Origin of the sequence: Campylobacter sp. BCW_6873 (assembly GCF_001762365.1) — a bacterium.
Classification (GTDB): domain Bacteria; phylum Campylobacterota; class Campylobacteria; order Campylobacterales; family Campylobacteraceae; genus Campylobacter_D; species Campylobacter_D jejuni.
This window is the reverse complement of the sequence record NZ_MJWS01000102.1, coordinates 1-1,211: the sequence shown is the minus strand read 5'-3', so window position 1 is coordinate 1,211 and position 1,211 is coordinate 1. Positions and strand designations below refer to the sequence as shown.

Annotated in this window: 1 protein-coding gene; it reads right to left on the bottom strand. The window is 34.4% G+C overall.

Annotated features, from left to right (window positions below; genetic code table 11):
* On the bottom strand, positions 1-1,211 hold a 1,211-nt coding region (locus tag AJ932_RS08515), incomplete at both ends, for a conjugal transfer protein TraG N-terminal domain-containing protein (protein WP_148123014.1).

Below are 1,211 nucleotides of genomic sequence, written 5' to 3'. Positions count from 1 at the left end.
GCTTGCTGATTTGCAAAGCTTCCAGCAGCTCTTGAAGCACCTGTTAGAGCTTGAGATAATCCAGAAGCAAAAGTTATAAATCCTTGCTCACTTGCTTTAGCAATTGCATAAGCTAAAACAGGAGTACTCATTACAAGATAATTCATGAAATTTGATCTACTTGCTACTTCTTTAAAGATAAGCATATTATCTCCTAAGCTTAAAGCTGCTTTTCCACCTGTTATTACTTGTGCAACTTTCATAAGATTATAATCATTTAGATAGTTAATAATACAAAGAATAGGAGTCCAAAGTACTATCCAAATACATAGAGTAAAAAACATCTTAATATGTGCGTAAGAGCCAAATACAATAGAAAGCAAAGCAACAAGCCAAGACAAACCTATGATAATAGCTGTTAAATAAGCTTTAGCTAAAGGCAAATAAGTTTGCGCCATGTGTCCTTGTGCTTGCATACTTGCATAAAATTGCTGATCCGCATAAGCAGTATTTGCAGCCACAGAAGCAGGATTTAATCCTACTGATTTAGCGGTATTAATGATTGCATCTTGAGAAGCAAGCATTATCATGGATTGCTGTAAATAAGATCTAGCACTTACAGCTTGTTCGTTATAGATTTGTGCAGCGCCTAAGAACTTTTGCTCATAATTTGCCATATCATTCGCCATACCAAGCAAAGCAGCATGAATCTTCATAGCTTCATCTGTATCGTTTTGAATCATTTCAACGATTTGAGGACCTGCATCAGAACAAGGTACAACACTTTGTTCTTCAACATTATTGTTATTTTTAAACAAAGGAGTAAGCTGAGAGCCATTGCCTATGTTTGTGAAAAGATCTTGCATTAAATTATCAGAGTTTTGAAAAAGATTTCTACCTTGTTGATTAAGTAAGATACCTACTGAAACGCAGTTTCTAAAGTAAAAATCAATATTTTTTTGTAAAGTTGCATCAATAGCCGAAAGCTTTACGCTTGGTAAAGTACTCATCACTTGAAGTGAAAAACCTAAACCTGCATTAGAGAAATTTGTAGATTGTGGAGTTGAAAAATGTTTTTCCATAGCTTCTAGGATAACCTTCTCAAATTGTGTCATTAATGCAAAGCTTTTTCCTATGCCTATAGGAATTTGAGAAATGACATAATCTTTACTTGTTACTTCATCGTGAATCATGAAGCGGTGATTATTGTCATTTGGCGCCCTTAAAAACAT